This window comes from Thermostichus sp. MS-CIW-15 (assembly GCF_054060575.1).
Window position 1 is genome coordinate 18,958 of record NZ_JBSSDI010000020.1, and the last position, 25,755, is coordinate 44,712.

Below are 25,755 nucleotides of genomic sequence, written 5' to 3' on the forward strand. Positions count from 1 at the left end.
ATAGCCCAGACGCTCAAGTTCCAGGAAATTGCCTTTCGGCGGCATTAAACCCCTGCTGTCGCCAAGCTCGCAGGCGAAGCAGAAGCTGGCTGAGACGGGATCCCTTTGCTGATGGCCTCAGCCGCCCACTTGCCGGAGAGGATAGCCCCCTCCATGCTGCCCAGAAAGGGCTGCAAGGTGTAGCTGCCGGCCAGGAAGAAGTTGGGAATGGGGGTGACTTGGGTGGGGCGGTATTGCTGCCGACCTGGCGTGGCTTTGTAGACCGAGCGCGGCGTTTTCACCACCACCCATTTGCGCACCCGCGCGGGGTTGGGGCCGGTGAGGTGCTGGGGGAAGAGTTTTTTCAGCTCCTCCAGCGTGGCGGCAAAGATCTCCTCATCGCTGCGCTCGATCCACTCGGCAGCCGGGGCCAGCACCAGCTCCAGCATCGAGCGCTTTGGATCCGCATAGGCGCGGCAGGTGTTGCTCATGTCGGCATACACGCTCAAGAGCGGCGAGCGGGAAAAGAGCGAGTGGTCGATGTGGGTGAGCTTGCGGTCAAACCAAATCTGCAGGCTGATCACCGGCACCCCTTCCAGCTCGCGCAGTTGCTGGAAATAGGGCATTTCCCACCACCGAGCCGGCAGCAGCTCCTTGAGCGCATCCACCGAAAGGGCCGACACGTAGGCGTCGGCAGTGACCTGCAAGGGCCCGGCAGGGGTGGCGAAGCGGAAGCCAGCCACGCTGCCATCGGGGTTGAGGTCGATGGCCTGCAATGCCGCATTCAAATGCACCTGGCCGCCGCGGGCTACGATATAGTCCACCATCGGCTGGCAAAGCCGCTCCGGCGGGGCGCCATCCAGATAGGCAATCTTAGAGCCGTCCTTTTGCCGCAAAAAGCGGTTTAGAGCCGTTAGGGGCACCATGGCCGAGATCTCGTCCGGGTTGATGAACGCCAACGCCTTGGAGACGGCAATGAAAATATCCGTGTTGACCCGCTCATCGATGCCCTGCCGGCGCAGCCATTCTAAGAGGCTGTAGCGATCCATCTGCTCCACGTAGCGCTGGCCGCGCACCATGGCCGGCACCAGCCCCAGGGCAAATTTCACCTTTTCGCTCCAGGTGAGCATGTCGTTGTTGCGCAGGATGCCGACAATGGCGTTAAAGGGAGCGGGAATGTCCGGCAGGTCAAAGCGGGAGTAGGTGCCCGGCTTGTCCGGCTGGTTGAAGATCAAGCTGTGTTCCTTCCACTGCAGGCGGTCGGAGATGCCCAGCTCCCGGAACAGTTGCAGGGTGTTGGGGTAGGCGCCGAAAAAGTTGTGCAGCCCCGTCTCGATCCAGTCCCCGTCGGCATCTTTCCAGGCGGCCACTAGCCCCCCCAGCACCTCCCGCCGCTCAAACAGCAGCGGCTGATGCCCGGCATCACAGAGATACTTGGCACAGGCCAGCCCCGCCAGCCCTCCCCCAGCAATGGCAACACGCATGATGATGACGATCAAGCAACACTTTCATTCTATTTGCAAACCGTTACAATCGCTCAGGCCGCAGGCAGGGAGGAGAGGATTTCCAGAGCCCGGGTTTCCCGCCGGGATCCGATCCCTGGTAGGATACGGGAGAAAAACTAGAAAAAAATTCTCTTGGCTCCAGGGGGAGGGACGACGATGGCCAAACAAACACTGGGATCCCTGCTGTCATCCGGCTTTGATCTCAAGGGCAAGCGTGTGCTGGTGCGGGCCGACTTCAACGTCCCTCTGGATCCCCAGGGCAACATCACCGACGACACCCGCATTCGCGCCTCCCTGCCCACCATCCAAGCCTTGGCCCAGGCGGGCGCCAAGGTCATCCTCACCAGCCACCTGGGCCGCCCCATCCAGAAAGACAAGGCGACCGGCGCCATCCAGATCGCCCGCGAGGGCAATAGCCTCGCCCCTGTGGCCGTCCGCCTTGCCCAGCTCCTGGGCCAGCCGGTGGCCTTTGCCCCCGATTGCATTGGCCCTGAGGCCGAAGCCGTGGTCAGCTCTCTGGAAAACGGCCAGGTGGCCCTGCTGGAAAACGTCCGCTTCCACCCCGAAGAGGAAGCCAACGATCCAGAATTTGCCCGCAAGCTGGCCTCCCTGGCCGACTTGTTTGTCAACGACGCCTTTGGCAGCGCCCACCGCGCCCACGCCTCCACTGCCGGCGTCACCGCCTACCTCCAGCCCGCTGTGGCCGGCTACCTGGTGGAAAAGGAGCTGCAATTTTTATCAGGCGCCATCGAGAACCCCCAGCGACCGCTAGCGGCCATCATCGGCGGCTCCAAAGTCTCTACTAAGATTGGCGTCATCGAGCGCCTGCTGGAAAAAGTGGACAAGCTTCTGCTGGGCGGCGGCATGATCTTCACCTTCTACCAAGCCCAAGGGATCCCAACCGGCAAGTCTTTGGTGGAAACCGACAAGCTGGATCTGGCCCGCTCCCTGATGGAGAAGGCCAAAGCGCGGGGCGTGGAGCTGCTGCTGCCGGTGGACGTGGTGGTCGCCGATAGGTTTGACAAAGACGCCAACGCCCAGACGGTTTCCATCCACGCCATTCCGGAAGACTGGATGGGCCTGGACATCGGCCCCGAATCGGTCAAAGCCTTCCAGGCCGCCCTGCAAGGGTGCAAAACCGTAGTCTGGAACGGGCCGATGGGTGTGTTTGAGTTCGACCGCTTTGCCGCTGGCACAGAAGCCATTGCCCGCACCCTGGCCGACCTCACCCAGGCCGGTGCCATCACTATTATCGGCGGCGGCGACTCGGTGGCGGCTGTGGAAAAAGTGGGCCTAGCCGACAAAATGACCCACATTTCCACCGGCGGCGGCGCCAGCCTGGAGCTGCTGGAAGGCAAAGAGCTGCCCGGCATCGCCGCCCTTAGCGAAGCGTAGGGTAGCTCGGCTCATTAACCCAAAAGCAGCAAAAAGCAAAAAAGTAGGGGCTGAGTTCAGCCCCTCTTTTAATCTGCTCGGCGCAGATGGCCGCAGCAATGGCGAGACGGGATCCGGCTTAGTGCATCACCACTTTAACGTTGGCGTTGTTCAAGCCAGGGCGCTTCACCTCGGCCAAGGTCTTGTTGACGGCGTACTTCTGGTTGATGGAGTTGATCAACTCGGTTTGGTTGTGCTTCTTGGCCACGCCCCACAGATCGGCGATCAGGTCGTAGGAACCGTCGGGGTTCTTGGACCAGCCCAGATCGTAGTCGCCCTCCAACTGGGCCACGATGTCGGCACGAACACGCTGGCCGTTGTAGCCACGCACATCGGCGTTCAGCTTAACGGTGTAGCCGAGATCGCGCAGGGAGTTAACCAGGATCTGGCCATCGGTGATCTTGGTGCGCAAGGTGCTAAAATGAGACATGGTGTTTCTCTCCTTTGTGTATGTGTAGGGGTTGGAACATCAACACAAACAATGGGCAACGCCTAGCGGGGAAGGTTGAGCTTTAGCCGTCTCTGCCTCTGCCAAGGCGATTCTGGCCTTTCACCCCCCTGCTAGAACTCCAGCCGCTGGTACTCGGCTACAGAGGCTGCTGCAGGCCGAGCCCGCTGCTGGGCCCATTCCCTCAACGCTACCACTTGCTCCGTCATGGTGCGAGATAGCGGTTGAGTTGCTTTCGTTGCTGCCAAAATGTCCAGTTGGGTAAATTCGCGGTTCTGGGCAAACGCTTCGTACATGGCAGCAATCAAAACTTGTTCGATCTCCGCGCCGGAGAAGCCCTCGCAGGCGGCGGCTAGCTGGCGCAGATCAAAGCGGCTGATGTCGCGCCGCCGCTTCTTCAGGTGGATCCGGAAAATCTCCATGCGCTCGTTAATGTTGGGCAGATCCACGAAGAAAATCTCGTCAAAACGGCCTTTGCGCAGGAATTCGCCCGGCAGGCGATCCACGCGGTTGGCCGTGGCCATGACAAACACCGGCGAGCGCTTCTCCTGCATCCAAGTGAGAAAGGAGCCAAAGATACGACTGGAGGTGCCGCCGTCGGAGTCGCTGGAACCTGCCGCTCCGGCGAAGGCTTTGTCCAGCTCGTCGATAAAAAGGATGGCCGGCGCCAGCGATTCAGCAGTGCGCAGGGCGCTGCGCAGGTTGGCCTCCGACTTGCCGACCATAGAGCCATCGTAGACCCGGCCCATATCCAGGCGCAGCAGCGGCAGGCCCCAGAGGCGGGCGGTGGTCTTGGCGATCAAGGACTTACCACAGCCAGGTACGCCCAGAATCAAGAGTCCCTTGGGCTGAGGCAAGCCATAGGCGCGGGCCCGCTCGGTAAAGGCCTCAGAGCGCTGCAGCAGCCAGCGCTTTAACTCCTCTAGGCCGCCGACAGCGTCGATGGTCTCGTCTTCTTCGATGAATTCGAGGATGCCGTTGCGCCGGATCAGCTGCTTTTTCTCAGAGAGGATGATATCCACCTCTGCCTCGCTGAGGCGGCCGTGCATCACCACCGCCTTGCGGTAAACTTTTTCCGCCTCGTCTTGCGTTAGGCCAAGGGCTGCCTTGACCAGCTTTTCCCGCGCCTCAGGGCTCAGGGATCCGCCGCGGGGAAGCTGCTCCAACTGCCGGTTGAGGGTGCGCTCCAGGGTGGCCATGTCCGGCAAGGGAAAGTCCACCACGCAAATGTCTTTTTCCAGCTCGACGGGAATTACCTGCACCGGCGACATCAGCAAGATGGTTTTGTGGGATCCCTTCAAGCTGGCGATGGCATCGCGCAGCCAGCGTTTGACTTCGGTGTTGTCCAAAAAGTCGTGCAGATCTTTGAAGACGCAGATGGCGGGATCTTTTTGCTCCATCACCCACTGAATAGCCGGCTGGGGGGATTGGGTGTTGTGCTGGGTGAGGCTGCGGGGGTTGCCGTATTCAACAATGCCGTGGGTAACCGTCCAGACAAACAGGCGCCGCTGCGGCTTGAGGGTGCGAGCGATCGCCGCCAGAGCTGCCTCCGCCCGTTCTTCCTCTGGAGTGACCAGGTAGAGCAGTGGGTATTGAGCTTGGATGAGAATGCTGAGCTCTTGCATGGGAAACACCAACTGCGCGGAGGGAAATCTAAGCGAAACCGACAGAAAGGAAGGAAAACGGCGTCTGGAGTTTGCCTGTCTTCAAAGTACTTGAGATATCCTGACTTGCTCTTTACTAACCCTTGTTTTATACCCCTCCTGTCTGCTCAAGCTCACAAAGAGGCATACCTTTGAAACAGCGCAAAAAGCCTTAGCAGGGCACCAGCTCGTCTTGTCGTTGCTCTTCGGAGGCCGAGGCCGCTCCCCAGTATTCCGGCTCCACCTCTTCGAGGATGGCTTCAGAAGCGGACTGCTGGTGAAGCGAAACCACCTCCCCATTGCGGATGACAAACGGATGGCCGCACTCAGGGCAGCGGTGGACGCGGTAGGCGCTGCCTTGCACCCCTTCGATGACCTCCGGGTGAAGCAGGTAGAAGGTGAGGGCCTTCTCCGCTACTGCCGACATCGGCTCCCGCTCCACGGCAGCCCGAATCTTCAGATTCCGGTGCAACTCGGGTGGGAGATACAACGTCACCTTTTGCTTGGCCTCTGCGCCTTCCACAACCTCTGGCCGCTGACTCATGGCTAACTGTTTCTCGTTGTATGCCGGACTTGCGGTTCATGATAGCTAGTCTGCCGCCTTGACAGCAAGTTTTTAATAATCTGTAACAATTTTCTCGGGAATTGCTCAGGCTTGCGGAGATCGCTTGCCGGCGGAGTAGGCTAAGTAGGAGACTCAAAGCGGAACGAGCAGTCCCCATGGAACGCCTGATCAACACCTTCAGCAAAAACTTCTCCACCTGGAGCCGTCGGTTTCTGGTGCAGGCCGGCGACGGTTTGGCCAGCCTGAAAGACACGGCTTTAGATAATGGCAATCTGCTCCTCTGCAAAGCCCGCATCGCGCTTGCGGATGCCAGCTTCACCACCCTGCGGGCGCTTCGGTCTCGCTTTGGTTCTGGTCGCTAGCTGCCCAAATCTTGCAGCCGGTAGAGGTGGGCGTAGAGCCCGTTGAGGGCCATGAGCTCGGCGTGGGATCCCTGTTCTTTCAGTTCCCCTCGCTGCAGCACGAGGATGCGATCCACGTGGCGGATGGTGGAGAGGCGGTGGGCGATGATCAGGGCGGTGCGATCCCGCAGCAGGGTTTCCAGGGCGGATTGGATCAGGGCCTCGGTGCCCACATCTAGGCTGGCGGTGGCCTCGTCCAAGACCAAGATTTTCGGATCCCGCCACAGGGCCCGCACAAAGCTGATGAGCTGTTTTTGGCCGCTGGAGAGGTTGCTGCCCCGCTCCCGCACGGGGGTGGCGTAGCCCTGGGGCAGATCGCGGATGAGCTCGTGCAGGTGGAGTTGACGGGCCACCCGCTCCACTTCTGCCAGCTCGCCCTCCTCTCCTAGAGTGATGTTTTGCTGGATATCTCCAGAGAACAAGAATCCATCTTGCAGGATCACGCCCAGGTGACGGTGCAGCTCGGCCTGAGGCAGGTGGCGAATGTCCACGCCGTCGATGCGGATGCAGCCGCGAGTTACTTCGTAAAGGCGGCAAAGTAGGCGAATGATGGAGCTTTTGCCAGCGCCGGTGGGCCCCACGAGGGCGACCTTTTCGCCGGGGCGGATGGTGAAGCTGAGGTCTTTGAGCACCCACTCGCCGGGGTTGTAGGCAAACCAAACATGCTCGAACTGCACCTCTCCTTTGGCGGTTGGGGGCAGGTGGCGGGGGCTGACGGGATCCCGGATGGCGACGGGCAGGCGGAGGATGTGGTCGATGCGTTCCACGGCGGTGAACCCCGCCTGCAGGGCGGTAAACTTTTCCGCCAACTGGCGCAGCGGGTTGAAAAAGCGCTGGGAAAAGAGGATGAAGGCGTAGAGGCTGCCGAAGGTGAGAGGTTCTCGGGGCAGGGATCCCAGCCACTCCCCCCTGCCGGCTGCCAGCACCTGCTGCCCGCCCACCCAGAGGAGAGCGGCCACCGCCAGCCAGGCAACCCACTCCAAAACGGCGGAAAGGGCAGCGTCGTAGAGGATGGTCTGATCCACCTCTTGGATGTAGCGGCGGTTGATGGTTTGAAAAATCTCGCTGTTGAGCCGCTCCCGCCGAAACAGTTGCACCACGGCAATGCCCAAGACGTTTTCCTGGATCCAGGCGTTGAGCTTAGAGAGCTCTTCCCGCACGCGAAAGTTGGCATCGCGAAAGCGGCGCTGCAGCTCGACCACTACAGCGCTGGCTGGCAGGACGATGAGGATCAGCAGCAGGCCCAGATCCCAGCGCTGGCTGAGCATCACCACCCCGATTACCAGCAGGGTAAAGAGGTCGCTGACGATGCCGACCGCGCCGGTGGAAAACACATCTCCCAAGGCCTCCACATCGCTGGTGATGCGGGTGATCAACTTGCCCACCGGGGTGCGATCGAAAAATTGGGCCGGCAGGGCCAGCACGTGGGCGAAGAGATCGTTGCGGATGTCGCGGGTCATCAACTGCCCCAGCTTCTGGCTGCTATACCCTTCCAGGGCCTGAAAAACCCAGCGGGCCAGCAGGGTGAGGATCAACAGGCCCGCGTAGGGCCAGAGGCCGGCGAGGATCCCACTGTCGCCTTGGGCAAGCGCTTGGGCGATGGGGCCGTCCAGGGCCCGCTGCAGGATCAACGGCTGCACCGCATCGGCTAGGGCCAGGGGCGGCAAAAAGGCCAAGGCCGCCAACAACAGCTTCAGGTGCCGACGGGCATAGGGCCAGAGCAGCCGCAGCAGCCGCCAGTCGCTGCGGGGATCCCTACTCAAATCGGCATCGGGGGAAGAGGTGGCAAGGCTCACGGACTTACACCCAAAAAGATGAAGACGACTCATGGAGAGCCCTGATCTACTCTAAGCTCTCTCCCTGATGAGGCTTGGCCCTCACCCCCGTCCCCTCTCCCTCTGGGAGAGGGGGGTTGGGGGCGCCGCTTGTTGCTGGGGGGACAGATGGAAAACCGGCGGTTTCAGGGCCTGCCGGGGCAGGTTTCAAAGAGGCCTAGAAGACAAGCCTTAGCGGAAGCCGTTGCTCTGCTCCCGCAACTGGGCAGAAAACTGAGAGGGGATCAGCTTAGTGCCCACACCGGCATCGGTCAGCAGCTCCAGGAGCAGGGAGTGAGGGGAGCCGCCATCCAGGATGTGGGCAGCGCGCACCCCTTGGGCCAAGGCGCGAATGCAGCACTGCACCTTGGGGATCATTCCCCCTCTGACCACCCCTGTCTGGATCAACTGGCGGGCCGTCTCGATATCCAGGAGCGTAATCAGGGAGCTGGGATCCTCAGGATCCCTGAGAATGCCTGGGGTATCGGTAAGGAGGATTAACTTCTCTGCCCCTAAAGAGGCTGCCAGCTCCCCGGCCACGGTGTCGGCGTTGATGTTGTAGGCTTGGCCGGTCTCGTCAGCGGCCACGCTGGAGATCACCGGGATCTGGCCGCCCTCCAACAGAGTTTGCACCAACTGGGGGTTGATGCTGCTGACTTCCCCCACAAAGCCGATTTCCGCCCGGCCCTGGGAGCGGGCTCGAATCAAATTGCCGTCCCGCCCGCACAGCCCCACCGCCGAGCCGCCGGCCAAGCTGATGAGCTGGACAATCTGTTTGTTGACTTTGCCCACCAGCACCATCTCCACCACCTCCATGGTGGCCGCATCGGTCACCCGCAGGCCGTCCACAAACTTGAAGGGGATGTCCAGCTTCTGGAGCCAACTGTTGATTTCCGGCCCCCCGCCATGCACCAGCACCGGCCGAATGCCGACACAGGCAAGAAAAACAATATCCCGCAGCACCTCAGCTCGGCGCTCCTGCTGCACCATGGCGGCGCCGCCGTATTTGATGACCATGATGCGCCCCTGGTACTGCTGGATGTAGGGCAGGGCTTCGAGGAGAATCTGCGCCCGTGTTAGGGGATCACAGGCCACAGCCTGAGAGCTGGTTGCTGCCGAAAGAGAGGCGTTGCTCTGCACGGCCAAAAGTCCCGTGTAAAACTTCCCGAAGATCGTACTAGAAACTAGCAGACGGCTAGCTGCGCAAGGTAACCGGAAAGTGCTTTTCTAGCTGGGCCCTCACCTGGTTTTGCGCAGCTTCCACTTCGGCATCGGTGAGCGTGCGATCCAGAGCGCGGTAGACCAGCCGGAAGGCCAGACTGCGCTGCCCTGGCGGTACCCCTTGGCCGCGGTACTCGTCAAAAAGCTGCACCGACTGCAACAGAGGGCCTGCCGCCTGGCGGATTACTTTCTCGATGTCTGCCACCGATAGCTCCAGCGGCGCAAAGAAGGCGATATCCCGATCCGAGGCCGGAAAAGGCGAAAAGGGGGAAAATTGCACTAGGCCCCGCTTCTCCAGGCTGGCCAACAAGGGATCCAACTCCAGCTCAAACCCATAGACCTCCTCCGGCAAATCCTTCTCCTGGCAAAGGCGGGGGTGCAACTGCCCAAATAGGCCAATGCGGGATCCCTCGATCCAGATGCCGGCCTGGCGACCGGGGTGCAACAGCGGCGATTGCGCCTCAGGGGGATCCGGGCGAAACTCTGGGGTAAACCCCAGCCGCTCCAGCGCCGAGACCAAGAGCCCCTTGGCCTCAAACCAGTCCATGGGCCGGTTGTGGTGCCGCCAGTCATTGGGGTTGAGATCCCCGCCCAGGATGCCGCCCAAGTGCTCCGCCTCCTGATAGGGCTCAGGGCTGGAGGGAGGGGCATAGGCAAAGACGTGGCCAATCTCAAAAGCCTGCAGCGGGCCGTTGCCCTGATCCCAGTTGAAGCGAAAAGCCTCCACCAAGCCCGGCAACAGCGCCTTGCGCACAGCGGAGTACTCGGGGGAAAGCGGATTGGCGATTTTGACCAAGGAGCTGTCCTCCTCTGCCGGACAGAGGGAGATGTGGTACACCTCCGTCAGGCCGATGCCCCGCATCACCTCGCGAATTTGCCGGGTCAAAGTTTCCCGTGCAGAGAGGGATCCCACCTGCGGCTCCGTGGGCAGGGTTTCCGAGAAGCGGTCGTAGCCGTAGAGACGGGCAAATTCCTCAATCAAGTCGATCTCCCGTTCGACATCCCGCAGGCGGTAGGGGGGAACAGACACCTGCCAAACGCAGCCGGCCACGCCTGCTGTCTCCGTAGCAGGGAGGGGGGGAGCCTCCGGGGCAACTGCCTGACAGCGGGAAAGCTGAAAGCCCAAGGCCGGCAAGATCTCCTCCACATCCTCTGGCCGCACCTCTTCCCCCAACACGTCGATGAGGCGCGACAGCCGCAGCTTCAGCGTCCGCTCCAGCGGTGGCCGTTGGTCAAAGGTGGTGAGGCCAACCACCGATCCTCCCGCCAGCTCCAAAATCAACTGCACCGCCCGATCCCGCGCCAGGTCGAGGGTGGCAAAATTAACCCCCCGCTCATAGCGGGCCGAGGCTTCCGTGCGCAGTCCCTGCGAGCGGGCCGAGCGGCGCGTCACCACCGGGTCGAAGAGGGCGGCCTCCAAAAAAATGCTGGTGGTGGCCGAGCTCACTTCTGTCTCTTCTCCCCCCATCACACCTGCTAGGGCTACCGGCTGGCCGCCGGCCACGATGAGATGGCTTTCAGGGTGCAAGGTGCGGGTTTGGCCGTCCAGGGTTTTCAGGGTTTCTCCCGCCTGGGCAAAGCGCACCTCAATAGTGGGCTTCTTCTTGCCCATGACCTGCAGCAGGCGATCCCAATCGAAGGCGTGCAGGGGCTGGCCCCATTCCAGCAAGATCAAGTTGGTAACATCGACAACATTGTTGATGGAGCGCATGCCAGCGGCGGCCAGGCGATGCTTGAGCCAGTCGGGAGAAGGGCCGACCTTCACTCCCTCGATCAACACGCCACTGTAGGCGGGGCAGGCCTTGGCGTCGGCAATGCGCAGGTTGAAGTTGGGGATGGGCTTGGCCTGTAGGGGCTGAACCGGCGGCAGGCGCAGCGGGTTGCGGGTGAGGGCGGCCACCTCGCGGGCGATCCCCACCATGCTCAGAGCATCGGCGCGGTTGGCGGTGGAAGTGAGATCCAACACCACATCGTCCAGGCCTAGCAGCGGGCGGGCGTCAGACCCCAGCGGGTGGGCCTTGAGATCCAAATCAGGCGGAAATTCGTGGATCCCTTCCGAAGCCCTCTCCAGCCCCAGCTCGGCCAAAGAGCAGATCATGCCTTCCGAGAGCACTCCCCGTTTCTCCGCTTTGGCAATGGTCAGGTTCACAGCGGGCAGATGAGTGCCCGGCGTGGCCACAGGAACCAGCAAGCCGGCGCGGGCGTTGGCCGCTCCGCAGACGATGGTGGCCGGTTGCTCAGATCCCAAGTCCACCTGGCAAACGCGCAGCTTGTCAGCATTGGGATGGGGCTCGGCGGCTAGGATCCTGCCCAGCACCACCCCTTCTGCCCAACTGCGGCGATCTTCAATCTCCTCCACCTCAAACCCCACCAGAGTGAGGGCTTCTGCCAATTCTTCCGGGGAAAGCTCAAAGTCCACCAATTCCCGCAGCCACTTCAAGGAAATGCGCATCGCTGAGCCATCGCTGCAAACGCCGCACCCATTATCGCTCACTCCGAGTTCGGGCCAAAGGCAAGCAAGGCGCGCAAACTTCCCCTCGCAGGTAAGATGGTTACGCCGTGCCGAGGTACTGGCATCGAGGCAAGACGGCGCGTCTTTCAGGCTGTGGATGTGGGTATGGGACAACGGCAACTCTTGCGCGGGATCCTGATCGGTCTGGGCCTTCTGGCTGCCCTGGTGGTGTGGGCTATCACCTGGCTGCTCACCCAAAGCCCTCTGGCTTTGTTGCTATCTCGCCCGGCGCTGCCGCCGATTGTGGGCCTAGCTCCCCGTTCCACCCAGGCGCTGTTGCTGCTGGCCGCCCCTCTCGAGGATTTGCAGGCATTTTGGCAAGCGGCAACCCCCGCTTCCCAGCGACGCGCCACTCGTCAGCAGTGGCGGAAGTTTTTCTCCGGCGCAGGCCCGGGCTGGTTGGGAGCCATGCTGGCCGGGGGAGCCCTGGATTTCGAGCGGGAGGTGCAGCCCTGGCTGGGGAAAAGCACCCTCTTGGCCAGCTTGCCGGAGTGGGGCACCTTGGTTGCCTTGGAAACTCGCGACGCGGCGCTTGCCCAATTCGAGCTGAACCTGTTGTGGGAGCGGCAGAGCTTGGCCGGCTTGCCAGTGCAGGTGGATACCTACAAGGGCATTCAGGTGGTGTCCAGCCCGCTTCCGGAGTTGCAGGGGTTCACGGCAGCCCTTTTCGGCGAGCGCTATGTGCTGCTGGCAGAACAGGCTGCTGCCATTCGCGCCGCCATCGATGCGTGGCAGTTGCCGCAGTTGTCGTTGGTGAGCAAGCCGCAGTTTCGGCAGGTGATCCAGCCGCTACAGGAGGCGCATGTGGGTTGGGCTTTCTGGCAAAATCCGGAATCGCCCTCTCCCGACGCTCTGGCGTTGCAGGCAGTGGGGCTGGGGCTAGGGGTCAACTTTCGGGGGTTGGTGGCCGAAACTGCCGCCCTTTGGCATACGCCTGCTGAGTTCGCTTTGCCGACGGTAGAAGCTTTTCATCCGCAGGTTATTCGGCATCTGCCCGACGAGACGCTAGCGCTAATTTCCGGACAGAACTGGGCCAACCTTTGGCAGAGCTTGGGGCGGATGCAACCCCTGAGCCTCTTCGGCCTGCGGCTGGATCCCGGCCAATGGCTGCAGCAGTTGCAATTGCAGGTGGAGCTGGACTGGCAGCACTTGTTGCCGGAAAGGGGAGAGTTCGCCCTTGCCTTTTTGCCCACGGATGGGGAACTGGCCTGGCTGTGGGTTGGCAAGAGGCCGGATGCGCCAACGCTGGATGAGCGGGCAATCGCCCAGGGCTGGCAGGTGGTGTCGATTGCAACTAAGCATGGCACCGCCACTGTCTGGAGCAAGCCGGCGGCCCAGCCGCAACCCCAGCCAAGCCACTCCACGCCGCGAGAAGACATCCCCCTCTTGGCCGGTGGGCTGCTGCAGGTCAGCGGCAGGGGAGGCTCTCCCCGGGTGCAGGCGGCAGAGGCTCTTCCCCAAGCCCTGCCCGCCATCCCGGAAGCATCGCCTCTCTCGGCCCAGGTGTACCACACCGACCGGGAAGGCTACTCCTACCTGGCTTCTTCTTTGGCGGCTTTGGAAGCGGCCCTGGCGGATCCTCCCTTGAGCGCCAGCCGCGCCTGGCGCAGCCTGGTGGCCCCCCTGCCCCACCGCAACCTGGGCTATGGGTACGGATCCCTGGGGGTTCTACCGGAAACTTGGCTGCCCCAACTGCAGGGATCCCGCTGGTCGTCCACGCGCCTGGCCTTCGCCACCACTGCCCTGACGCTGTCCGAGGCTCCCTATCCGGATCGGGGGCACTGGCTCCTCCAGAGGGGCAAGCTATTTTGGCAGTGGTACTGAGTGGAGCCCGTCAAACTATCCAGGGATCCCGGCAGCCGGGGTGAATGTACTTGCCCAAGTAGAGCTGGTTGCCCGTCTCGTTCCACTGCACAAAGTCGAAAATTTGGGTGAGCAGGAGCATTCCCCGCCCTGACTCTTCCGTTTCCAGGATGCCGCAGCGGCAGCGGTTTAGCTCCTCCTGGGGACGAAAGCCGGATCCCTGATCCCGCACCAGCCACTGATAAAACGGCTCGGAGCTGGCGTATTCGACGATCACCCTCTTGTTGGGATCCAGGCCATTGCCGTGGCGAACGGCATTGATGATCGCCTCTTGCAGGCCCAAACGCACCTCCGCCCTCCAGGGGGGGGGAACTTTGGCAATCAACAAATCCAGAACCGGCTGGGTATAGAGGGTGGAGGGAAAGCTGATAACGCTCCAGGAGCAGTGGGCTGGCTTGAGGGAGAGGGCAATCACAGGGGCAGTCGGGGGCACAACGCTCTTTTTCCATCCTAGCCAATCCCCGTTGGCCTCAGCCCGGTCGGGCCAGATTCCGGCAGGGATCCTTTTTGGCGTACCATCTTGAGTGGTAAAGCTCTTCGCGGTTACCCTGATCGACTATGGTGATCAAAGTTGGGGATAAGGTTAGGGTGCGCTCTATTCAGGATCGCGGACAAGAAGAGGTGAGCGCGCTGGTGGGCAAGGAGGCTGTGGTGCTGGCACGGCGGGTGGTCGATGGCAGTGGCATCGGCTACATTTTGGAATTTCCCGATCGCTCCCGGCACTGGTTTTTCGAGAGCGAGCTGGAAGTGGTCGATTCCGGCCACGCCAAGGATGAGCCGAGTTGAGCAGTCTGGCTACCGGCTAGACAGTGGATTAGTGGCAGTTGCGGTGTCGGATCCTCTCTGCGTGTAAGTTGCCGCAAGGTGGCCGCCCCAGCTCTCAGTTTCCTCAAGCCTACATTTCAGCTTCAGGTAGCCGGCCTGGGAGATGCCGTTCTCTTTTCCGATGGAGTTCTCGCCATATCAGGTTGGGAGCATCAAGCTCAGGGCCGCTGTTGTCCCGTTGCCGTTGTCTGGATAAGTGGTCGTGGCTTCTCTTCCCCATTTGAATCGTCGTTTGCTGGCCCGCCAGATGGCCGCCCAGGTGGATGGCCTGACCGTCAAAATGGCTGCCGCTGCTCTGGAGGCAATGCTAGACAGCATCAGCCAATGTCTGGCGGAAGGAGGATCGGTGCGGCTGGCGCGCTTTGGCACCTTCTCGTTGCGCTACCGCCCGGCCCGGCAAACCTATCACCCGCGCACCAAGGCCCCCATCCACATCCCCGCTGCCCAGGTGCCCCATTTCGTCCCCAGCCCGGAACTGGGGCGACCCAGGAGGGATCCCCAAGAAGAAGCGGAAGCGCTGGCATCCGTCTAGAATGGCCGTTTTGCTCTGGTTTCGCACCGATTTGCGCCTGCTAGATCACCAGCCGCTGACGCGGGCTTGCCAGCAGGGATCTCTCCTCATTCCCCTCTATTGCCTAGATCCGCGCCACTTTGGACAGACGGCCTTTGGCTTTCCCAAGACCGGCTCTTTCCGCGCCCAGTTCCTGCTGGAGAGCCTGGCCGACCTGCGGCAGCAGCTCCGGGCCCGCGGCTCTGACCTAGTCATTCGCCAAGGCCAGCCGGAGCAGGTGATCCCGGCCCTGGCGCGGGAGTGGGGGGTGGAGGCCGTCTATGCCCACGAAGAGGTGGGCACCGAGGAGGAGGCGGTTGCTGAGGCCCTGCAGCAAGCGCTGCAGCCCTTGGGGATCCGGCTCCATCTGGACTGGGGTCACACCCTCTACCACCCCGAAGATCTCCCCTTTGCCCTGGCAGACCTGCCGGAGGTGTTTACCCGCTTTCGCCAGCAGGTGGAAGCCAAGGCCGAGGTTCGCGCTCCCCTGCCCATCCCTTCCCTGCCGCCCCTGCCGCCGGGGCTAGATCCTGGCCCCCTGCCCACCCTGGCGGCGCTGGGGTTGAGCTTGCCGCCGCCGGATCCCCGCGCCCGCTTTGTCTATGCCGGCGGCAGCACCGCCGCCCAGGCCCGCCTGCAGACCTATATCTGGGATCTGGACCGGCTGCGCGTCTACAAAGAAACCCGCAACGGCATGCTGGATCCCAACGACAGCTCGCGCCTTTCTGCCTGGTTGGCGTTGGGCTGCATCTCCCCTCGCGTTGTCTACGCCGAAGTCAAGCGCTACGAGGAGGAGCGGGTGCGCAACGAATCCACCTACTGGCTGGTGTTTGAGCTGCTGTGGCGGGACTACTTTCGCTTCATCTTGGCCAAGCATGGGGCCAAGCTGTTTCGCCCCGCAGGGATCCAGGGGATGCCCATCCCCTGGCAGCAGGACGGGGATCGCTTCCAGGCTTGGTGCCGCGGCGAGACCGGCTACCCCCTGGTGGACGCCAACATGCGGGAGCTGGCAGCCACCGGCTTCATGTCCAACCGCGGGCGGCAGAATGTGGCCAGCTTTCTCACCAAGAACCTGGGGATCGACTGGCGTCTGGGGGCGGAATGGTTTGAATCGCTGCTGATTGACTACGACGTGGCCAGCAACTACGGCAACTGGAACTACACCGCCGGCGTAGGGAACGATGCCCGCGGCTTCCGCTACTTCCACATTCCCAAGCAATCCCGCGACTACGATCCCCAGGGCCACTACCTGCGCCACTGGCTGCCGGAACTGGCCGGGATCCCCGGGGACAAGATCCACGAGCCCTACCGCCTCAGCGCCGCCGAGCAAAAGCAGTTTGGCGTGCGGCTAGGGGTGGACTATCCCCGCCCCGTGGTGGATCTGGAAAAGTCCCTGCAGGCCAGTCGGCGGGCTTACGAAGCGGCCCTGGCCCGCCACCGTGGCGGCTAGGGGGATCCCCTCGAAACGGGAGTGGCGGGCTGGGGGACGACGCGGCTAAGACGCCGCAAGCCAGGCAGGCCAGCATCCACCACCACCAAGCTGCCGTCTGGCAAGGCAAGTAGAGAGCCAGGCCGCTGGAAGCGAGCTGAGACCACCGGGCCATCCTGCCAGCCCGGCTCATCCCCCCCGGCCAGGGTAGAGACCTGCCCGCTGGGCTGAAGACGGCGAATGCGGCGGTTGTCTTGGTCAGTCAGCCAGAGGACCCCCGCACTGTCGAAAGCCAGCCCCGCAAGGGTTTGAAAACGGGCCTCCGCCAGAGGGCCATCGCGGTAGCCTGCTTCCGCCTGGGAGAGGGTGGTCAGGTGTCCGTCGGCAGAGAGCCGGCGCAGGCGATGCCTATCGGCAATCCAGAGGTTACCCGCCTTGTCCACTGCCAGAGCTGTCGGCTCCAGAAGCTGGGCTTGGTCTGCCGGCCCATCCGCGGATCCCGGCTGGCCGGTGCCAGCGGCCGTCGTCACTTTGCCCGTGGGAGTGATGCGGCGGATGCGGCGGTTGGCGCGATCGGCCACGTAAAGGCTGCCGTCCAGACCCAGGGCCAGGCCAAAGGGTTCGCGAAACTGCGCCTCGTCGCGCTCTCCATCTCGGTGGCCGGCTGCACAAGTGCCGGCAAAGGTGCTCACCCGCCGCTGTCGGCTGATGTAGCGCAGGCAATAGTTGCCGCTGTCGGCCACCCACAACCCCCCCTTGGGATCCCAAAGTAGCCCTTGGGGGGAGTGAAACTGGGCCTGCTCCGCCACCCCATCCCGGTGGCCGGCCTTGCCGCTGCCCGCCCACACCTCCAGTTCCCCTTCGGGGGAAAGCCGGAAAATGCGGTGCTGGGCCGGGTCGGCTAAGTAAAAGAACCCCTCGGGGTCTGCGGCAATGCCGCCGATCTGCTGCAGGGAGATCCCGGCCTCCCCCTCGTTATCGGAGCTGCTGCCCTCCGGCTTGGCTGCCGCAGCGGTGCGGCCATCGAGGAGGGTCTCCACTCGCCAGCCCGAGGCCGCTGTAGGAGTGGGGGTGGGAGTGGGCCACTCGTAAATCCAGGTTCCCAGTCCTTGTCCTTCAGCGTCGGCCACCGCCACCCAGACCGTGCCGGAAAGGGAGGCTGGCGGCATCACCGTCAGACTGTTGCGGCTGCGCAAGCGAATTTCCCCCCTCAGGATGCGCTCCGGATTGGCGGCTGAGGCAAAAAGAACGCTTTCCACCCGCTCCAGATTTTCCCCCGACAGCAACAACGGCTGGCCAGGCGCCGGCACCCCTGCCCCTGCGTGCAGCAGCGGCACTTCCACCTCGGAGAGCACCAGCAGGCTCAGGCGGCGACTGCTGCTGTCAGCGCTTCCAGAGCGGGCAGAAAGAGTCAGGGATCCCTTTCCTTGTGCCAAGGTGGTGGATCCCCGATAGGCGACAGCCCTAAGCTCGGCTTCGCCAGCGGGCGGGTCGGTAAAGGTGAAGGTGGCTGGTTGCCCCGGGCGTAGGGGCGCGTTGGCAGTCTGGCGATAGCTGCCCAGGTTAATGCTCAGGTCGATCCCTTCCACCCCCGGCCAGGTGGGGGTGCGGGCCAGCCAGCGCTCCACCTCAGAAGCCGGCAGCTGGGCCACCAGATCGGATCCCTGTTCTTGGAGCAGCAAAACGATGCGGTTGCTGGGCACCGCCAAACCCGATTGGCGGGCCTGTTCGAGCGTGAGGGCAAAGGTGGAAAGACCAAGGGGAGTTGGCGTGAAAACTGGCTGCAGGGTAGAAGGGGGAACAAGGCTGGGAGAGACATTCGAGGAAGAGAGCTTGCCGCAGGCTGAGAGGGCCAGCACCAGGGAACTGAGCGCAGGCAGGGAGAGCAGCGCAGGGGAAACCCGTCGTTGCATCGTGCAGCTCATCCTCTTCCACAAACTGGGAAGTGGCAGCAACCCAAACCCCTCATGTTGACACCGACTACCTAAAAGCCGGCAGAAATTGCCCCGCTGCCTTCCTTCCGACAGCCACGCCCCAGCGTCTATTGGGCAAGGAGAAGCCCCCGAACCACCGTCCTGGGCCTTTAACCCTAACTCTATTCATGCTTAACCTGTCTCACCCAAGGGTGAGTTGCACCCCTCACTCCCTCTATCCTTACGCAAATCCCTTTCGAAAAGCCAGCTGCAATCTGATGCTTACTAAGCCAGGTCTGTTTTTGTTCGCCCAACGGTCAGAGAGGGGATCCCGAGCAGAAGCTTTCGCTGCCGTCGCTTCTGGGGATCGGTGCCCCTCAGCTTGCCTCCGCCCCAGGCAGATCTGAGGACTACCGGCACCCCTAGCGCAATTCAGGTTTCTGCCGCCAAAGAGGTGAGGCTGCCCCAAGCGCCAGAGCAGCCAGAAGCATCAAGCTCCCCCACTGGCGACCCGCAGGGCTTGGGTTCATCTTGCCCTTCTAGTAGCAGGACACTGCCGGATGCCCCTTAATGTACCAGCGCCACGGGAGCTCCGCACCGCGGGTAATGCCGATGCGGGTGGTCTGGACAATGGGGAACTGTGCCTCCCAGGCAGGGGATCCCTCCAGCCAAATGCCTTCCTGGCCGACTGCCACCGGCTCCAGCCGCCAGCCATTGTGGGATCCGTCGATGCGCAGCGCTTGGCAGAGCAGGCCCGGCCCCGCCGCCACCCGCGCCGGTTTCAAGCGCTTGTTGGCCGGGATCCACTCCGGCAGGCGATCCAACTGGGCTGCCCGGATCAAAACCGCTGACGCGATCCCTTCCGCCTCGGTGACGATGTTGAGACAGTGGTAGAGGCCGTAGATGCGATAGACGTAGAGATGGCCGGGCGGCCCGAACATCACCTGGTTGCGGCGGGTCTTGCGGCGATAGGCGTGGCATGCCGGATCGCCGGCGGTGTAGGCTTCCGTTTCCACAATCTGCGCCCGCACCTGCAGCCCATCGGCAAATTGCCGCACCAGCACCATGCCCAGCAACGTAGGCGCCACCAGCGGCGCCGGCTTGCTTAACCACTCCCAAGCAGCCACAGCCGGCTCGGCAACTTTCATCCCCCGGCAACAGCAGGGACGATGCTCACCTCATCCCCATCCTGTAGAGGCGTGTCCGATCCCTGGAGGAAGCGAATGTCTTCGCTGTTGACATAGAGATTGACAAAGCGGCGCAATTCCCCCTTTTCATCGCACAGCCGCGCCTTGATGCCCGGATAGGTCTGCTCCAAGGCCTCCAGCAATTCCCGAACGGTGGATCCCTCGCAACTTACCACCTCCTGATCCCGGGTGAGCACCCGCAGCGTGGTGGGAATTAACACCTTGACTGCCATAAGCCAATGCTTCGTCCAGCGACCAACCTTAGAAGACTAGGGTAGCAGCACCCCGTCAATGCCGTGAATCACCCCGTTGGAAACCGGAATATCCGCCAAGTTCACATTGGCCCCGTTGACCCGGATGCTGCCATCGGCTCCCACCTGCACCCGCAGCGGCAGCCCCGCCAAGGTGGTCAGAGTGGCCGATTGGCCAGGCCGCAGGTCAAACGAGGTAATCCGCCCCGGCACCACATGATAGGTGAGGATGCGGGTGAGCTGATCCCGATTGGCCGGCTGCAACAACGTCTCCACGGTGCCCGGCGGCAGTTGCCCAAAGGCCACATCGGAAGGGGCAAAGACCGTGAACGGCCCCGGCCCCGCCAACGCCGTGTTCAGCCCCGCCGCCCGCAAAGCCGTCGCCAACGTCGAGTAGCTGCTGGGCAAAGTTTCCAGCTCAACGGCAATGGTGTTCAGCCCCTGAGGCCGAGCCGTGGGAGCCAAAGCAAGGGGGGTCAACACCGCCACTGCCACCGGCAAGCAGCGACGCGCAAAGTGACGGACAGAACGGAGGATAGGCATGGTGCAGAGCTCCTGAGCGAGTGGGTCTGTGCCAGGGATCGTAACAGTTCTTCATTAAGACGCCGTTAAGAGCCCAGGGGGATCCCTCTCGCTTCAAACCGAAGCCTCCTGCCAGTCCAGCCGCTCCAGAGTGCGGGCGCGCTCCAATGCCTGTTCAAAGCTCTCCAGCTTGGGCGAGATCACCAGCGGATGGCCCACGTGCGCCTGCACCGCCTCCTGGGTTTTCAAGCCATTGCCGGTAATATAGGCTACCGTAACCGCCTCAGGATCAAGCTGGCCCGATTCGGCCAGGCGTTTGAGCACGGCAATGGTGGTGCCGCCAGCCGTCTCGGTGAAGATGCCCTCGGTCTCGGCCAAGAGCTTGATGCCGGCCACGATCTCGGGATCCGTGGCCGTCTCGATCTGGCCGCCGGTCTTGCGGGCAATCTCCAGGGCATAGATGCCATCAGCAGGGTTGCCGATGGCAATGGATTTGGCGATGGTGTTCGGCTTAACGGGAGTAACAAAATCCCGCCCCTCGCGGAAGGCCTGGGCGATGGGCGCACAGCCCCGGGCCTGGGCGCCGTGGAAAATAACCGGCTTTTCTGCCACCAGGCCCACCTTCACGAACTCCTGAAAACCTTTGTAAACCTTAGTGTACAGGGATCCCGACGCTAGCGGGATCACTACCTGATCCGGCAGTTGCCAACCTAGTTGCTCCGCCACCTCGTAGGCTAAGGTTTTCGAGCCTTCTGCGTAGTAGGGGCGCAGGTTAATGTTGACGAAGCCCCAGCCGTAGCGATCCGCCACCTCGGCGCAGAGGCGGTTCACCTGGTCGTAGTTGCCCTCCACGGCCATGACGGTGGGATTGTAGATGAGGGATCCCAGCACCTTGCCCGCCTCCAGATCCGCCGGGATGAAGATAGTGCACTCCAGGCCGGCATGGGCGGCAATGGCAGCCGTGGAGTTGGCCAAATTGCCCGTGCTGGCGCAAGAGACCGTGGTAAAGCCCAGCTCCTTGGCGCGGGTCAAGGCTACCGACACCACCCGATCCTTGAAGCTGAGGGTGGGCATGTTGACGGCATCGTTCTTGAGGTAGAGGTTTTTTAACCCCAGCCGCCGGCCCAGCCGCTCCGCCTTCACCAGCGGCGTCATGCCGGTGCCCACATCGATGGGCCGCTCCGAAAGGACCGGCAGGAAAGGTCGGTAGCGCCAGATGGAGAGCGGCCCGGCCTGGATGCTCTGCCGGCTGACAACGCTCTTGAGCCAGTCGTAGTCATAGACCACTTCCAGGGGGCCAAAACACAGGTCGCACACGTGCTTGGCCACCGGCTCATACTCGGCCCCACATTCCCGACAGCGCAAGCGCCTAAAGCCCACCTGGAGGGTGCGCAAGGCCGAGCTGGGCGGCAAATCGGCAGGGCTGAGCGGGCGGTGGGAAAGGGTTTGGGTCATAGGAAGCCTCAGACAGGAGAAAGGGCTGGATCTTGTTTACCCGTCGTCGAGGGCAATCTTATCACCCGCGATCGACCCCGTCAACTAAACCCGACTAAAATAGTCTGAATTAGATCCGGCTGGGGAGAGCGGGATCCTAGCCGGTTTGGGCAACCTCGGAGCGGCAGACTGGTGGAGGTCTGGCTTTCTCTTGCCGAGATTTGGGGATAGCCCTCTATCCGTCGCTAGACTGGAGAAACAAGCTGTAACAACCTAATTGGGATAGGGGATCCCGGTATTCCGCGGGGGCGATCCTATGCTCAAAGTTGGACGGGACAACGTGGACTTTCTCGACCACTATGACGTGATCGTCGTGGGTGGGGGACACGCTGGCTGTGAAGCGGCCCTGGCGGCAGCGCGGCTGGGCTGTAATACCTTGATGCTGACGTTGAACCTGGACAAGATCGCCTGGCAGCCCTGTAACCCCGCTGTGGGGGGCCCGGCCAAGTCGCAACTGGTGCACGAAATCGACGCCCTTGGCGGCGAGATGGGCAAAGTTACCGACCGCACCTATTTGCAAAAGCGGGTGCTCAACCGCTCGCGGGGGCCGGCGGTATGGGCCTTGCGGGCGCAAACCGACAAACGCGAGTACGCGCGGGTAATGCGCTCGGTGGTGGAAAACCAGCCCAATCTGAGCATCCGCGAGGGCACTGTCACCGACCTGGTGCTGGGGCGCAACGATGAGGTGGTGGGCGTGGTTACCCATTTTGGCAGCGTCTTCGGCTGTGGGGCGGTGATCCTGACCACGGGCACCTTTCTGGGAGGGCGCATCTGGATTGGCCGCCACTGGCAGCCTGCTGGCAGAGCGGGGGAATTTGCCGTCGAAGGCCTGACCGACACCCTGCGCCAACTGGGCTTTGAGACAGGTCGGCTGAAGACGGGCACCCCTGCCCGTGTGGATCGCCGCAGCGTCGATTTTTCCGTGATGGAGCGGCAGCCAGGGGATCCCGACCTGCGCTGGTTTAGCTTTGACCCGGAGGTGTGGGTGCCGCGGGAGCAGATGGACTGCTATCTCACCCGCACCACGCCGGAGACCCACCGCATCATCCGCGAAAACCTCCACGAGACGCCGGTCTACGGCGGCTGGGTGGAGGCCAAGGGGCCCCGCTACTGCCCCAGCATCGAAGACAAGATCGTCCGCTTTGCCGACAAGGAAAGCCATCAAATTTTTATTGAGCCAGAGGGGCGGGATCTGCCGGAGCTCTACATCCAGGGGTTCTCGACGGGGATGCCAGAAAAGATCCAGATCCAGATGCTGCGCTCCCTGCCCGGCCTGGAGCGGTGCGTCATGCTGCGGCCTGCCTACGCCGTGGAATACGACTATCTGCCGGCCACCCAGCTCTACCCCACCCTGATGACCAAGAAGGTGCAGGGGCTGTTCTGTGCCGGCCAAATTAACGGCACCACCGGCTACGAAGAGGCAGCAGCCCAGGGTCTGATCGCCGGGATCAACGCCGCCCGATTGGTGCAAGGCAAACCCTTAGTCACGCTGCCGCGCGAGTCCAGCTACATTGGCACCCTCATCGACGACCTCTGCACCAAAGAGCTGCGGGAGCCCTACCGCATGCTCACCAGCCGCTCCGAATACCGCCTTATCCTACGCGCCGACAACGCCGACCAACGCCTCACCCCCCTGGGGCGGGAATGGGGCCTCATCGACGACCGCCGCTGGGCCCTCTTCCAGGCCAAGCAGGCCCGCATTGCCGCCGAGATCGAGCGCCTAGAAACCCAGCGGGTCAAGGCCCACGACCCCGCCGGGATCCACCTCAGCCAACTGACCGGCCAGGGGATCAAAGGATCCGCCACCTTAGCTGAGCTCCTGCGCCGCAACCAGATCCACTACGCCAACCTGCTAGAGCTGGGGTTGGGAAATGAGGAGCTGGATCCCTTTGAGCAGGAGGCAGCAGAAATTGCTGTCAAATACAGCGGCTACATCCAGCGGCAACAAGCCCAGATCGAGCAGGTGAGCAAGCAGTACCACCGCCCTCTGCCTCCCGATCTGGACTACCACTCCATTCCCACCCTCTCCAAAGAGTCGCGGGAGAAACTGGCAGCAGTCCGGCCTCTGACCGTAGGCCAGGCCGCTCGCATTGGCGGCGTCAACCCTGCCGACATCAACGCCTTGCTCATCTACCTCGAGGTGAGACAGCGTCAGCGAGCGACGGCAGAACCTGTTGGCAGCTCGCGGTAATCTTTGCGCCCAGCCGTGTAGAGAGCAGGGATCTCCTCCAGCGCCATGCGCGAAGCCACGCCCAAATCCAAGGGAGAGACCTCCCCGCGCAGCCAGTGACAGAGGCCAGCTGCCCCAATCATGGCGGCGTTGTCGGTACAGAGGTTTGGGGGCGGGATCACCACCCGCAGGCCCTTTTGCTGGCCCGCTTCCAGAAGGCGAGCGCGCAGCTCCCGGTTGGCAGCTACCCCGCCAGTCAGCAGCAGGGTTGAGAGGCCAAGAGCTTCGGCGCAGGCCACTGCTTTTTCCGTGAGGACGCGCGTTAGGCAGGCCTGAAAGCTGGCGGCAATGTCGGCAATGGGCAGCTCCTCCTGGCCTTCCTGCTGCAAGTGCTGGACGAGGCGCAGCACAGCCGTCTTCAGGCCACTGAAGCTGGTGTCGTAGGGGTGGTCCAGCTTGCCTTCCGGCAGGGGAAAGCGATGGGGATCCCCTTGTTGCGCCCAGCGGTCGATCTGGGGCCCGCCCGGATAGCCCAGCCCCAACAGCCGCGCCACCTTGTCAAAGGCTTCGCCGGCGGCGTCGTCGCGGGTGCGGCCCATCGTCTGGTACTCCCCGTAGTCCTTCATCCAGATCAGGCTGGTGTGGCCTCCTGAAACCAAAAGGCCCAGGCAGGGGGGACGCAAGTCGGCTGCTGCCAAAAAGCCGCTGAACAGGTGGCCCTCCAGGTGGTGCACCCCGATCAAAGGTTTGTTGTAGAGCAGCGCCAAGGTCTTGGCCGCCATCAGCCCCACCAGTAAGGATCCCACCAGGCCCGGCGCACAGGTGACGGCAACAGCATCCACCTCGGCCATGCCCAGCCCAGCCTGCTGCAGGGCGGACTCCAGCACAAAGGGCAGAGTTTCCACATGGCGGCGGGCAGCCACCTCCGGCACCACGCCCCCGTAGGCTGCATGGAGGTCGATCTGGCTAGCCACCACAGAGCTGAGCTGCCGTGGGGCAAAGGTCGGCCAGGCCGCATCTGCCTCCACCACAGCCACAGCTGTTTCATCACAACTGGTTTCAATGGCGAGGAGGCGGGGCATAGAGGAAAGGCGGGAGTTTCCTTAAGAATTGTGTGAGCTAAAACTCGCAATCCGTTGGAGCGAGGTACTCGGGAGTATGATACTAACCGTTTAGTGCCCGTTGCTGCACTTAGCATTCCTGCACATTTAACAGACCTAGACCCCTAGCTTAAGGACACATCCTGCTATGCGAACCCTTTTGAGTCTCCTTTTAGCCCTTTGCCTGGCGCTTGGCCTCGCCCAGGCTGTGCAGGCAGAGCCCTTGATCGGTCTGAAGCCTTGCAGCGAAGTTCCCGCTTTTCAGGCCCTGATGAACGAACGGCTGAGCAGCCTCGAAGAGAAGATCCTCAATGCCAGCCCTAACCTGGCTCCTCTCTACCAGCAAAAGTTGGCCCAAACCGAGAAGCGCTTTGAGCGCTACAGCAAGCTGCTCTGTGGCGAAGAAGGCTTGCCCCACCTGGTTACCGATGGCCGCTGGAGCCATGCAGGCGAGTTTCTCATCCCTGGCCTGCTTTTCCTCTACATCGCCGGCTGGCTGGGCTGGGCTGGGCGCTCCTATCTGATTGCTGTCCGGAATAGCGACGAGCCGGAGATGAAAGAAAGCATCATCGACGTCCCCTTGGCGCTGCGCTGTTTCCTCACGGCTTTGGCCTGGCCTGCCGCTGCTTTCAAGGAAATTGCCAGCGGCGAAATTCAGGAGCCGGAAGAGGCCGTGCCCATCTCTCCTCGCTGAAGAAGGGGCTTCTCCTCGGCTTTTGGCTTAGCTTCACCCATCCAACTTGAGAGGTGTGTATGTCTGATTTCACCAAGTTTCTCACCACGGCTCCAGTGGCCTTTATCTTGTTTTCCAGCTTCGTTTTTGCGCTGTTCATCGAGATCAACCGCTTCTTCCCCGACATTTTGACGTTCTGAACTCGCAAGCCAGGGATCCCCAGCCGCGCCAGCAACACCCACAGGGATCCCTGGTC

At 62.4% G+C, this 25,755-nt stretch carries 23 protein-coding genes; 9 read left to right on the forward strand and 14 right to left on the reverse strand.

Annotation, left to right across the window (positions count from 1 at the left end; translation table 11 throughout):
- Positions 1-44 precede the first annotated feature (44 nt).
- Positions 45-1,463: a 15-cis-phytoene desaturase gene (pds, locus tag ACVW0R_RS08730; protein ID WP_457501927.1), complete on the reverse strand. Its 1,419-nt coding sequence runs from the start codon at positions 1,461-1,463 to the stop codon at positions 45-47.
- Between the two features lie 177 nt (positions 1,464-1,640).
- Here pds and ACVW0R_RS08735 point away from each other — a divergent pair, with 177 nt between their 5' ends.
- Positions 1,641-2,879, forward strand: coding sequence for a phosphoglycerate kinase (locus ACVW0R_RS08735; RefSeq protein WP_011429225.1), 1,239 nt, complete (start codon positions 1,641-1,643; stop codon positions 2,877-2,879).
- A gap of 118 nt (positions 2,880-2,997) precedes the next feature.
- Here the strand turns inward: ACVW0R_RS08735 and ACVW0R_RS08740 are convergent, their stop codons facing one another.
- The 3 genes from ACVW0R_RS08740 to ACVW0R_RS08750 form a co-directional block, all read right to left on the reverse strand.
- The gene (locus ACVW0R_RS08740; RefSeq protein ID WP_011429224.1) at positions 2,998-3,348 is read right to left on the reverse strand and encodes a DUF1257 domain-containing protein; all 351 of its coding nucleotides are present in this window, start codon (positions 3,346-3,348) and stop codon (positions 2,998-3,000) included.
- A 131-nt stretch (positions 3,349-3,479) separates the two neighbouring features.
- Positions 3,480-4,991, reverse strand: coding sequence for a stress-responsive protein Ycf46 (gene ycf46 / locus ACVW0R_RS08745; RefSeq protein ID WP_011429223.1), 1,512 nt, complete (start codon positions 4,989-4,991; stop codon positions 3,480-3,482).
- A gap of 190 nt (positions 4,992-5,181) precedes the next feature.
- The gene (locus ACVW0R_RS08750) at positions 5,182-5,553 is read right to left on the reverse strand and encodes a hypothetical protein (protein WP_099812529.1); all 372 of its coding nucleotides are present in this window, start codon (positions 5,551-5,553) and stop codon (positions 5,182-5,184) included.
- 176 nt (positions 5,554-5,729) lie between these two features.
- Here ACVW0R_RS08750 and ACVW0R_RS08755 point away from each other — a divergent pair, with 176 nt between their 5' ends.
- On the forward strand, positions 5,730-5,936 hold the full coding sequence (locus ACVW0R_RS08755; protein ID WP_041438058.1) for a hypothetical protein: 207 nt from the start codon (positions 5,730-5,732) through the stop codon (positions 5,934-5,936).
- On the opposite strand, the gene ACVW0R_RS08760 is transcribed toward ACVW0R_RS08755, so the two are convergent.
- From ACVW0R_RS08760 to pheT, 3 genes are all read right to left on the reverse strand, one after another.
- On the reverse strand, positions 5,933-7,771 hold the full coding sequence (locus tag ACVW0R_RS08760; RefSeq protein WP_011429221.1) for an ABC transporter ATP-binding protein: 1,839 nt from the start codon (positions 7,769-7,771) through the stop codon (positions 5,933-5,935). The genes ACVW0R_RS08755 and ACVW0R_RS08760 overlap by 4 nt on opposite strands.
- A 210-nt stretch (positions 7,772-7,981) precedes the next feature.
- On the reverse strand, positions 7,982-8,884 hold the full coding sequence (gene argB / locus ACVW0R_RS08765) for an acetylglutamate kinase (protein WP_457501936.1): 903 nt from the start codon (positions 8,882-8,884) through the stop codon (positions 7,982-7,984).
- A gap of 100 nt (positions 8,885-8,984) precedes the next feature.
- Positions 8,985-11,462, reverse strand: a complete 2,478-nt coding sequence (gene pheT / locus ACVW0R_RS08770) for a phenylalanine--tRNA ligase subunit beta (RefSeq protein WP_457501928.1) — start codon at positions 11,460-11,462, stop codon at positions 8,985-8,987.
- 96 nt (positions 11,463-11,558) lie between these two features.
- On the opposite strand from pheT, the gene ACVW0R_RS08775 reads away from it, so the two are divergent.
- Complete coding sequence (locus ACVW0R_RS08775; protein ID WP_240530349.1) at positions 11,559-13,346, forward strand: DUF3352 domain-containing protein; 1,788 nt, start codon at positions 11,559-11,561, stop codon at positions 13,344-13,346.
- 10 nt (positions 13,347-13,356) lie between these two features.
- Here ACVW0R_RS08775 and ACVW0R_RS08780 read toward each other — a convergent pair whose 3' ends face one another.
- The gene (locus tag ACVW0R_RS08780) at positions 13,357-13,800 is read right to left on the reverse strand and encodes an ATP-binding protein (RefSeq protein ID WP_099834683.1); all 444 of its coding nucleotides are present in this window, start codon (positions 13,798-13,800) and stop codon (positions 13,357-13,359) included.
- A gap of 143 nt (positions 13,801-13,943) precedes the next feature.
- On the opposite strand from ACVW0R_RS08780, the gene petP reads away from it, so the two are divergent.
- The 3 genes from petP (at position 13,944) to ACVW0R_RS08795 (ending at position 16,210) form a co-directional block, all read left to right on the forward strand.
- Positions 13,944-14,171: a cytochrome b6f subunit PetP gene (gene petP / locus ACVW0R_RS08785; RefSeq protein WP_240527287.1), complete on the forward strand. Its 228-nt coding sequence runs from the start codon at positions 13,944-13,946 to the stop codon at positions 14,169-14,171.
- Positions 14,172-14,412: 241 nt separating this feature from the next.
- The gene (locus tag ACVW0R_RS08790) at positions 14,413-14,742 is read left to right on the forward strand and encodes an HU family DNA-binding protein (RefSeq protein ID WP_240527754.1); all 330 of its coding nucleotides are present in this window, start codon (positions 14,413-14,415) and stop codon (positions 14,740-14,742) included.
- Between the two features lies 1 nt (position 14,743).
- A complete protein-coding gene (locus tag ACVW0R_RS08795) occupies positions 14,744-16,210 on the forward strand; it encodes a DASH family cryptochrome (protein ID WP_457501929.1) in 1,467 nt (488 codons plus the stop codon).
- Here the strand turns inward: ACVW0R_RS08795 and ACVW0R_RS08800 are convergent.
- From ACVW0R_RS08800 to thrC, 5 genes are all read right to left on the reverse strand, one after another.
- Complete coding sequence (locus ACVW0R_RS08800; protein WP_457501930.1) at positions 16,207-18,102, reverse strand: NHL repeat-containing protein; 1,896 nt, start codon at positions 18,100-18,102, stop codon at positions 16,207-16,209. The two genes, ACVW0R_RS08795 and ACVW0R_RS08800, sit on opposite strands and share 4 nt — an antisense overlap.
- 539 nt (positions 18,103-18,641) lie before the next feature.
- Positions 18,642-19,250 (reverse strand): DNA-3-methyladenine glycosylase, encoded by a 609-nt coding sequence (locus ACVW0R_RS08805; RefSeq protein ID WP_457501931.1) that lies wholly within the window; start codon positions 19,248-19,250, stop codon positions 18,642-18,644.
- Entirely contained in the window at positions 19,247-19,522 is a 276-nt protein-coding gene (locus ACVW0R_RS08810) for a ubiquitin-like small modifier protein 1 (RefSeq protein WP_011429210.1), read from the reverse strand. Before ACVW0R_RS08810 ends, ACVW0R_RS08805 begins: the two co-directional genes overlap by 4 nt.
- Positions 19,523-19,558: 36 nt before the next feature.
- Positions 19,559-20,083 (reverse strand): fasciclin domain-containing protein, encoded by a 525-nt coding sequence (locus ACVW0R_RS08815; RefSeq protein ID WP_099812536.1) that lies wholly within the window; start codon positions 20,081-20,083, stop codon positions 19,559-19,561.
- Positions 20,084-20,176: 93 nt separating this feature from the next.
- Positions 20,177-21,517 carry a threonine synthase gene (gene thrC, locus ACVW0R_RS08820; RefSeq protein WP_457501932.1) on the reverse strand — a complete coding sequence of 447 codons (1,341 nt, stop codon included), beginning with the start codon at positions 21,515-21,517 and terminating at the stop codon, positions 20,177-20,179.
- 295 nt (positions 21,518-21,812) lie between these two features.
- On the opposite strand from thrC, the gene mnmG reads away from it, so the two are divergent.
- Positions 21,813-23,747, forward strand: a complete 1,935-nt coding sequence (gene mnmG, locus ACVW0R_RS08825; RefSeq protein WP_457501933.1) for a tRNA uridine-5-carboxymethylaminomethyl(34) synthesis enzyme MnmG — start codon at positions 21,813-21,815, stop codon at positions 23,745-23,747.
- Here the strand turns inward: mnmG and tsaD are convergent.
- Positions 23,708-24,808, reverse strand: coding sequence for a tRNA (adenosine(37)-N6)-threonylcarbamoyltransferase complex transferase subunit TsaD (gene tsaD, locus ACVW0R_RS08830; protein WP_457501934.1), 1,101 nt, complete (start codon positions 24,806-24,808; stop codon positions 23,708-23,710). The two genes, mnmG and tsaD, sit on opposite strands and share 40 nt — an antisense overlap.
- Positions 24,809-24,974: 166 nt before the next feature.
- Here tsaD and ACVW0R_RS08835 point away from each other — a divergent pair, with 166 nt between their 5' ends.
- A complete protein-coding gene (locus ACVW0R_RS08835; protein WP_011429205.1) occupies positions 24,975-25,520 on the forward strand; it encodes a photosystem I reaction center subunit III in 546 nt (181 codons plus the stop codon).
- A 59-nt stretch (positions 25,521-25,579) separates the two neighbouring features.
- Positions 25,580-25,699 (forward strand): photosystem I reaction center subunit IX, encoded by a 120-nt coding sequence (locus tag ACVW0R_RS08840; protein WP_011429204.1) that lies wholly within the window; start codon positions 25,580-25,582, stop codon positions 25,697-25,699.
- The last annotated feature ends 56 nt before the right edge of the window (positions 25,700-25,755 follow it).